Source organism: Enterobacter cloacae complex sp. I1M (assembly GCF_014982425.1).
Lineage (GTDB): Bacteria > Pseudomonadota > Gammaproteobacteria > Enterobacterales > Enterobacteriaceae > Enterobacter > Enterobacter intestinihominis.
This window is the reverse complement of the sequence record NZ_JADCLG010000036.1, coordinates 22,160-30,677: the sequence shown is the minus strand read 5'-3', so window position 1 is coordinate 30,677 and position 8,518 is coordinate 22,160. Positions and strand designations below refer to the sequence as shown.

General features: G+C 43.4%; 8 protein-coding genes. 3 read left to right on the top strand and 5 right to left on the bottom strand.

The annotated features are described in order from the left end of the window. On the top strand, positions 1-1,196 hold a 1,196-nt coding region (locus INF86_RS19460), incomplete at its 5' end, for an ATP-binding protein (protein ID WP_193543832.1). A gap of 49 nt (positions 1,197-1,245) precedes the next feature. Here INF86_RS19460 and dndE read toward each other — a convergent pair. Genes dndE through dndB form a run of 4 tightly spaced genes read right to left on the bottom strand, consistent with a single transcriptional unit; the run spans position 1,246 to position 6,305 of the window. Continuing rightward, positions 1,246-1,599: a DNA sulfur modification protein DndE gene (gene dndE, locus INF86_RS19455; protein ID WP_193543831.1), complete on the bottom strand. Its 354-nt coding sequence runs from the start codon at positions 1,597-1,599 to the stop codon at positions 1,246-1,248. Then, positions 1,599-3,599, bottom strand: coding sequence for a DNA sulfur modification protein DndD (dndD, locus tag INF86_RS19450; protein ID WP_193543830.1), 2,001 nt, complete (start codon positions 3,597-3,599; stop codon positions 1,599-1,601). Before dndD ends, dndE begins: the two co-directional genes overlap by 1 nt. Then, positions 3,589-5,223 (bottom strand): DNA phosphorothioation system sulfurtransferase DndC, encoded by a 1,635-nt coding sequence (gene dndC, locus INF86_RS19445; protein ID WP_193543829.1) that lies wholly within the window; start codon positions 5,221-5,223, stop codon positions 3,589-3,591. Before dndC ends, dndD begins: the two co-directional genes overlap by 11 nt. After that, positions 5,220-6,305, bottom strand: coding sequence for a DNA sulfur modification protein DndB (gene dndB, locus INF86_RS19440; protein WP_063405461.1), 1,086 nt, complete (start codon positions 6,303-6,305; stop codon positions 5,220-5,222). Before dndB ends, dndC begins: the two co-directional genes overlap by 4 nt. Positions 6,306-6,860: 555 nt before the next feature. On the opposite strand from dndB, the gene INF86_RS19435 reads away from it, so the two are divergent. Continuing rightward, a complete protein-coding gene (locus INF86_RS19435) occupies positions 6,861-7,169 on the top strand; it encodes a helix-turn-helix domain-containing protein (RefSeq protein WP_071922641.1) in 309 nt (102 codons plus the stop codon). Positions 7,170-7,472: 303 nt separating this feature from the next. Then, positions 7,473-7,946 (top strand): SymE family type I addiction module toxin, encoded by a 474-nt coding sequence (locus INF86_RS19430; protein ID WP_193543828.1) that lies wholly within the window; start codon positions 7,473-7,475, stop codon positions 7,944-7,946. Positions 7,947-8,023: 77 nt separating this feature from the next. On the opposite strand, the gene INF86_RS19425 is transcribed toward INF86_RS19430, so the two are convergent. Continuing rightward, entirely contained in the window at positions 8,024-8,395 is a 372-nt protein-coding gene (locus tag INF86_RS19425) for a hypothetical protein (RefSeq protein WP_155024512.1), read from the bottom strand. Positions 8,396-8,518 lie beyond the last annotated feature (123 nt).

Genomic DNA, 8,518 nt, shown 5'->3' with positions numbered 1-8,518 from the left:
ATACGGGAAGTATTATTAATCATCCCCAATTTTTAGCATCTGATTTATCCAAAAAAGAAGAACATGAAATAAATAAATCTATAATTATAAAGCTAGGTAAAGACATTCAAAGCGGTAAGAATGTTTTATGGGAAATAGAAAATACGTTATCTACCATGAATACTAATACTGGTATCATCGGTACAATGGGTACTGGGAAAACCCAGTTCACGAAATCCTTAATCACGCAGCTAACAAATAATGATGTAGGTAACTGTCAATTATCAATCCTTATATTTGATTATAAATCAGATTATATAGATGATGAATTTGTTAATATTAATAAGGGTAGAAAGTACAAACCTTATCGTTTGCCGTATAATCCACTGAGTTTATATGGTGAAATTCCTTTATTGCCAGTCCATACAGCACGTGTTTTTTCAGAGACTCTTGGCAAAGCATTTAATCTAGGTGTTAAGCAACAACTTAAATTACGTAAAATTATCGCCGAAGCATACGAAATGAGAGGTGTTAATAAAGCTGACCAGTCGACATGGTCTAATCTACCACCTACTTTATATGATATATGGGAACTGTATTTAGAAAAAGATCCTGAACAAGATTCTCTTTATGCTGCTTTGGAAAGTTTGGCCGATCTTGAAGTGTTTGAACCTGATGCAACCCAATGTTTATCACTTTTCGATTTTATATCAAATGTGACTATTATTGAGCTTGCTCAATATCCTTCTCAGATTCAAAGTTTAGTCGTAGCCCTAACTTTAGATCAATTTTATTCTCAGATGCAGAAAAGCCCTAAACCACAAGTTAAAGAAAATTTCCGACGATTATCAAAAATGATTTTAGTTGATGAGGCTGATAATTTCATGTCCGAAAATTATGATAGTCTTCGTAAAATCCTTAAAGAGGGTAGAGAGTACGGAGTTGGTATGATTCTCTCGACTCAAGATATAACTCATTTCCAAACGGGAGATAATGACTATTCTAATTATATATTAACGTGGTTTGTACATAAGGTTTCAAAAATTAAGAATCAAGATATTAAAGCAATATTTAATGTTGGTGATAAAATTAGTCAGGATTCTTTGATGGGAAGCATTAATACTCTTGAGACTCATCATTGTTTGTATGTCGATGGTAAAAAAGACATTATTAAGCTCAACGATTTTGCTTTTTGGATGTTATTAAATGAGTTGTGATTAATTACTGGCAGAGGTGAATGTTAGTTCACCTCTGCTGTGAATGTATTTATATATTTAATGCTAATTCTACGAGGCTACGGTAGTTTCTTAAACTAGATATTCCATCTTCAACATGAGCAGCCCATGCTCTGACGAAATGTTTTTCATCTATTTCTGGATAAATCATTTTTAATATTAGTTCCGTAGTCTGAAGTGTTTCACCTAGCCAAGTTATCTTATCTAAGATTAAGGCACCATCAAGTTTTCGAGTGTCTCTATCTGCAAGGAAACGAAAATTCCCTTCGACTGAGCGGAAAAAAGCTAAACGAGCCGCTACATTAGGTGTTATTCCAGTGTAACTTTTTAGTCTCTTGAGTTGTTCTTCCGTTTGTCGACTAAGTTGCATTCTATTCGGGAGCATTAAATCACCTCCTTAGTTAATTCCCAGAAGTATCCTGGTTTAAGTGCAGATGACTTTGTCCGAGCATTAAACACGATCTCATATGCATGAGAAATATCATCTCTAAGCTGATCAACAAAATATCTTTCATCCACTTCAGTATCAGTCGAAAGCAACACGACTTGGTGACTTGCATAAGGGAAGTAATGGTTGATTAACTTATCTCTATGCTGAGAATCTAGGCGTCCTAGCGGAGTATCGATGATTACTGGCAGATCCCTCCCAGATGTTTTAGCCAGAGCTTCAAGGATCGCTATCGCATAAATTTGCTTCTCTCCTGCGGAGAGTAATTTACGGTTAATAACTCTGTTATTCTCGTCCACCAGTTCAACATCAAAGGTTTGTGGATTAATATGCGCATTCAGCTGCAAATCTTCTTTCCTGGCTAACTTACGGTATGCAACTTCAAAGTTAGCTGAGAGGGTTTTTACTCGAGCCTGCGTTAACAGCTCACTGTATCGATCAAGCAAGCTGATTGTCTCTTGCGCATTGTTGAATGCGCTATTAAAGCTATGCTGATTGCGTGCTGCATCGTGAGCCTTTTGTACCTGGCGAGCACAATCAAGTTGCTGTTGTTTGGTATTTTTTGCTTCTTCAAGCAATGAGCGATACTCCTGCCGCTTAGCTTCACGTTGACGATCCAGATCACGAAGTCTTTCAAAAATATCCATCAGCTGATCATCTTCCGGTGCCCGGGCGATGTTTGCTGCGGCTTGCTCTAACTGTTCTTCCACCTCTGCCAGTTGGTTACGATAAAGATCGAAGCGTTGCCAGGCTTTCTTACTATCCTGTTCGATGGCTTGCTGAATCATCCCTGCTTCACGTTCAGATATGTCAAACAGCAATTCACCTTTTGGTTTATCAGCAAGATATTTTTTAAAGTTATCTTCTATAGCCTCAGCAGCAATTTTGCCTGTGCTTCCTGAACGGAAAGAAATGTCGCTTTTTAGTTGCGTAAGGAATTGATTCAATTCCTTTTCGAAGCTATTTGCCTGTTTTATTTGCGTCTCAGCACTAATCTGTTCTAGCAAATGACCCAGAGTTTTTGGAGCTAAAGCATACGGTAGTGAGCTATCACACTCATGACGAAGCGCTTTTTCCAGGCGATCTTTTTCTTTTAAAAGCGTCTCGACCTTCTGTTTCTCCTGGGTTTTTGTTTGAGCAAATGCCCCCCCTTGTGCGTTAAGAAGGGTCTCATTCTGCACAATTTCCTTGGAGATCAGGTCAATACGCAATTTAGCGAAATCAGCCTTTTCAAGAATTTGCTCGGTTTTAAAGGCAAATTCTTTAATCTTTTTCTCAAGTTCAAGCAGCTTCTGCTGTTGAGATTCAGCCAGTTGACCAGATTGTTGGCGCTTCACGAAAATTGTTAAATCGTTCCGGAGCTTCTCGATTAGATCCAGACCCAGCAGACGACGCACAGCCGTACGGAGGATGTTTCCCGATTCGTCCTCAGCAAGCTCCGCAATTTTTTCACCATCGAAGAAAAACAGGTCGGCTATGCCGTGGGGGATTAATTCATTTAAAAAACCCTGGCACTGATCATAGCCAAGTCCTTCAATGAGTTTGCCATCCTGCTGTAAGGACAGTTTGTCTCGCTTACCTTTTTGCCAGGTGCGGGTAACGGTAAATTCAGCCTCCTGACCACCTTTGTTGTACGTAAAAATAAGCTCGACTGAGGCCTCATCGGGCTGTTCACCCAAAGTTGAGCCGCTGTGTACCAGGGCACTAAGCTCTTCCACATACTCTTGCTGTTGAGTAGTTGAACCAAATGCAAGCCTTCCATAAAGGGCCAGGCGGATAGCGGAAAGTATTGATGTTTTACCTGCGCCGTTTAACCCACCGAATAAAACGATAGGGCGGGGGTTATCGTCGTTCTGTCGTTTTTTAGGGGCCAGATCGATAACATGGGTTCCATTGAAAACCCGATAATTACGCAGTACCAGCTGTTTAATTAACACGTTCTTTTTCCTCACTGGTAAGCAGAATTGGTTCGCTGACTTCGACAATTCTCCGCTGCAGCATCTGCAGTTCAGCTTCTATGCTTGCCACTTCTTCCTGATGAACATCACGCTCATTACGTTTCTGCAAAGCTTCCTGCTGTTGTTTTATCTCTTCAAGACTTCCCCAGTCTTGCTTGAGGATCGTCCCTAGCTTGTCGAAGATCCCCTGGCGGCGGCTCAGGCCTTCCATCGAAACTTCAAGCTCGATCAATTTCATAACCATTTCAGGTACAACATCAAAACCTTGGGCAATTTGTTCGAGAAGTTCGGCATCGCTGGCGTCAAAACGTGATTGATCGTCTATAACCCAGTCCAGATCCTTGCCATAAACCTCGCGATAAATACCCGGTAATGTGTCGTACCAGTCAGGCTCATTGGGATCTTTTAGCCATTGCTGGCGTATGGCATGAAGCTCTGGTTCTGTGATCAATGTAATGGTGTGACCCTGAGCGTTCATATCACGCTCAATCGTCAGCAATTCCTTCAACCATTCCTGGCGATACTTAAGCCAGTAAGGACCTGGCACATGTTTACGCTCAGCTGTAAGTTCCTCGCCATCCTTCGCATACTGATAGCTTACTTTACCTGTGCGTCGCTTATAGTTGCGGTAGGTATCTTTGTTTACTGGATCGGTTGTGAAAGCCAGCAGGTCGCGGTATTTCAAAAGTGGCGACATCCACTCTTCACCGTTCTGGATTAAGCTTTCCATCGCTTTATCTTTTGTGACAACAGTACATGTCCAGCAACCAAAGCGTGAGTTACCGCAGGAAGGCGTGCTGTCATCAATAACTAGCGGGCATTCACCCTGAGCTGAGGAATCCATATAAAGAGTCCACAACGGGCGGTTATTTCCGCCCCAAGGGCTTTCCCACTCATCAATGTCATCAGGCGCATATCTGAATGCACCACGCAGCAATTTCCATACATCTTCAACATCCCAGGTATCAATTGGGGTGTAAATAAATGCGTTAGAAAGAGTGGTATGACGCGCAAGGCGCGAGCCATCAATCTTATGTTTTGCAATGACCTGAGCGCGTGATGCACTTTCGCTGCTGCGCGATCCAAGAACGACGATAACTTCATCAAACTGGCTGACCTTTTCTTTGATAAAGTCACTTACCGGGTTGATTTTCATTCGTTCTGTACACCAACGGAAACTACGGGTAGGCGCTGGATAGCCTTTACCAAGCAGGTTTACCCAGAATGTCTCGTTGGTTTTTGGCGTTACAGCATGTTGTGTTATCGGTAAGCCGTCGCGTTTAGCGCCAGCCTCAATCTGGAGCATCGTTTTTTTGATGAGGTCTACTACAACCGGCGTCTCTACGAGTGTGTCTGAGGAAACGACAAACACATCCTTCGTACGCATTTCCGGCGGAAGACCCATCAACGCCAGGTAAACAAGGGTAATAACTGCCGAAGAGTCTTTGCCACCACTGTAGCCAATTACCCAAGGGCGTTTATCTGCGCAGTAGACGCGCTGAACTTCAGAGACAAAATCAGCGAGAGTACGCCCAGCAAATTGCTCTTCGTTTATGAAATCTTCATAGTCGGCCAGATCATAGGCCTGAGTTAATGTACTCATGATACAACCATCTGAGCTTCAAGCTCTTGTTCTTCAGGAGAAAGGGGAAGAGACAGCGCAATTTTTAAAGCGTTGCACGTTAGCTGAATGGCGGTGCCGGTTTTGCTCAATTTGCCATGCTGCATTGCGCGCTTAATCATCTCAGGATTGCTTTTACGCCAGTCAAAGGTTTTTAGCTTCGTCAGTTTTTCCTGCCAGTGCTCAGGTTCTTCAGTCAGTAGTGAACGGCCCAGAAGGCCCAAAGCCTGCAAACCGATACCATGGGCATGCACATAATCCTGGCGGAGCTGCGCCGGAGATACTTCTTTGCGTGCCGCAAGCTGCCAGTCTGGCATGACTTTGAAAATAGCCTGCCAGTATAGCGTAGCGATATGCGTATTGTCCTCAATGCTGCCTACTTTAGGGTCTTTACCAAGCAGGGCACGTGTTGCCTGTTTAATACTGCTTAGCGTGAACAGTTTATTGGAAAGCAAACTGATACTAGATTTCTCAAGTTCAGTAAGACCAATAAAGGGCTCGATAGACATCGCAAGATAGCGAGCAAGGTTCGAGCTTACGTCGCGATGATCATAAAGCGCGGATAGTGATGGGCTGGGGCGGATGGCGTATTTATTCAAGTCAGCAAACATCTGCTGGCTACGTCTTAAACCTTCATCAACAAAGAACAAAACGGGGATGTTGTCCTGTCCTAATTCAGGACGCTCAGAAAGAGCATCCTCGATAGCCTTACGGCGATGTTGACCATCATTGATAAGAATTTGAGCATCCATAGGTACGCGAAGCGTTCCAAGGTTGTTGGAGTTTTCGAACTCGTCAAACTGTACATCGACTGCAATGGATGCAGTTAATGCAGAGAATACGTAATCTTTTGGGTTCTCAAGTAAGTAACGCACCATCTCTGGGATGCGTGATTTATTCAAGATACGCTGAGCGCGCAGCTCCGGCGGCACGTCTGTCTCATCAAAGCTGAAGATTTTCGGAATGATGCGCATAGGGCAAGTGGCGATATAGAATGGTCGTCCAGCCTGGACGCCCCTCACTGCGGGGAAAGAGTAGCAATAATCTGCATCAAAGTTAGCCATGTTCTAGTCCCTATTTTAAAGGCGCAATTACGTTATATTTTACGTAAAAAATTTCTTAGAACGAAATTTTTATGATGATAAAACACGAATTGTTAAAGATTTACGTATGATTTGACGTAACTCTTTGCTGTGCTTGATTCTTCTTCCATTTAAGCCTCGATCCGCAGATTTAAAGTTATGACGTGGCCGTATGAGTTCAGGATTGATGCCACTTGATCCTGCAAAGAAGAATTTTACTTTGTGTCACGGTCTCTTAAGAGCGTTAATCGTTGTGTAGGCGCTGAGACCGAAGGTGGCGTGCAAAATCTCGTTCCTTTTTGAGAGCAGCTAAAACGCACGCTTTGTACCAAACCATTCTTCATATCTCCATGTGGGAAGTTGACTAATGAGACACTACGTTATTCGTAGCTTCTTTGGAATCTGCAAAACTACGTTTTACGTAGTTTTGCGAGGGCGCTCGAGAATTTTTGAAAATCTTACATAAAAATCAATCTAGCGGTTGCACTACGTAAAACGTAGTATCTTCCTTAGGCATTAACTACGATTATCGTAGTTATGAAAACATCCAATTCCCACAATCAGCTCTTCAGTCGACGCCTCAAAGAGGTGCGCTTGGACATGGCGTTATCGCAAAAAAACCTGGGCATTTTGGCTGGCATAGATGAGTTTGCAGCAAGCGCGCGTATCAACCGCTACGAGAAAGGGGTTCACCAGGCAAGCATTGAAGTCGTTCGGCATCTCGCTAAAGTTCTCGAAGTGCCTGTAGCATACTTCTATACAGAAGATGATGAACTGGCCTCTTTAGTCCGTCTTTGGCCGAAGTTGGACTCGGAGAAGAAAAAAAACATCCTTCAGCAGCTCTAAACAAAAAAGAGTGCTTCGCTGTACTTTCTCTTCTCGAAAGGCCTTCCAGTGATTTAGAACCAAAACCCTGCATTAGTGTCTTGCTTTAATTCGTTTGATTTCGTTTCCTGAATCCCCTTCGCAAATTCCAAATTTACCCCGCCCCAAACTGCTGTATTTATATTCAGCCCTGTATAATGAGCACCAGAAATTACGCCGAAGGGCAAAGGAAGTATCGAAGAGTATTTAAAGAATAATTCGCGATATGAAGGTGCTGCAACACCCCCATACCGCTAACCACAAACAACTTACAAGGAGTTGAAAATGGCTGCGACGAATTTTAAGCCAGAGTTTACCGTTTGCAAAACAGAATCAGACGCTTTCACCGGCATGATTGAAAACCGCGAGCTGGTACGCAAAAACAGCGCCCGCCGCCTTCATGGCAACCCACCCAACGCGGCACCCGTCCATCCCCGTGCCGAAACGCCGCAGGACAGTGCCGCCTGCTGCGAACTGTATGCACGCATAGACATGAAATACCTTCTTCTGGGCGGCGACTGGTTAAAACGCGCGGGGTTCATCAACGGCATGCCGGTGAAAATCCGCGCCATGAAAGACTGCATCGTGATTACGCCACAGCATACAAGAGAATTATGGGGATGCCTGGAAGGGATGAGTGTGGTGAATATAAATAAGCAGAAAGTCGCGCAGTGGTTAAAAACGTTTCCGGGGGCGCTGAATGATACCGGCGATATACCCGTTGTGAAGCGGGGAATCGGGCAAGCGATGCCTGAGTAGTTCTGGCTTCCTACCTTATATTCCTGGAGCAATATAACGATACGGGCAAGTTATCCCATGCCCGTATTAATCAGAAATCACTCGTGCTTTACCTGTTCTTTCACAGCCTTAACCAATACAGCATGCAGTTCGCCAACGGTTAAATCGCGTATCACAGGTTCGGGTATGCCACGTACCCAGCGTATAAACCGACAGATGCCAAAAAAATCTATGCCTTCACCCGTAAACAGATACTCGTTCTCAGCAAGAGCGAACGTTTTCATATAGCCATCTTCTTCCGTGGCTAGTTGAACGCCAAAAGCTTCTTCGCAGTCTTCCAGTAGTTCTTCGCCATCAATACCGCAAATATGTAAATCGGCCTCAATCCAGGTATTGCTATCAATAGTTTTACGATGTATCCCAGAGGACTCACGTACGACCTCAATAACTTGTGCGAGAGTAGGTTTCATTTATAGAATATTCCATATTCGTTGACTTCATTAGGCTATCTGGCACTTAACGGTTACCCGCTGTCGTTAATATATGAAGTTGAGCACTGGTCAAGAAAGCATGATTATCTGTGTTAACCCATA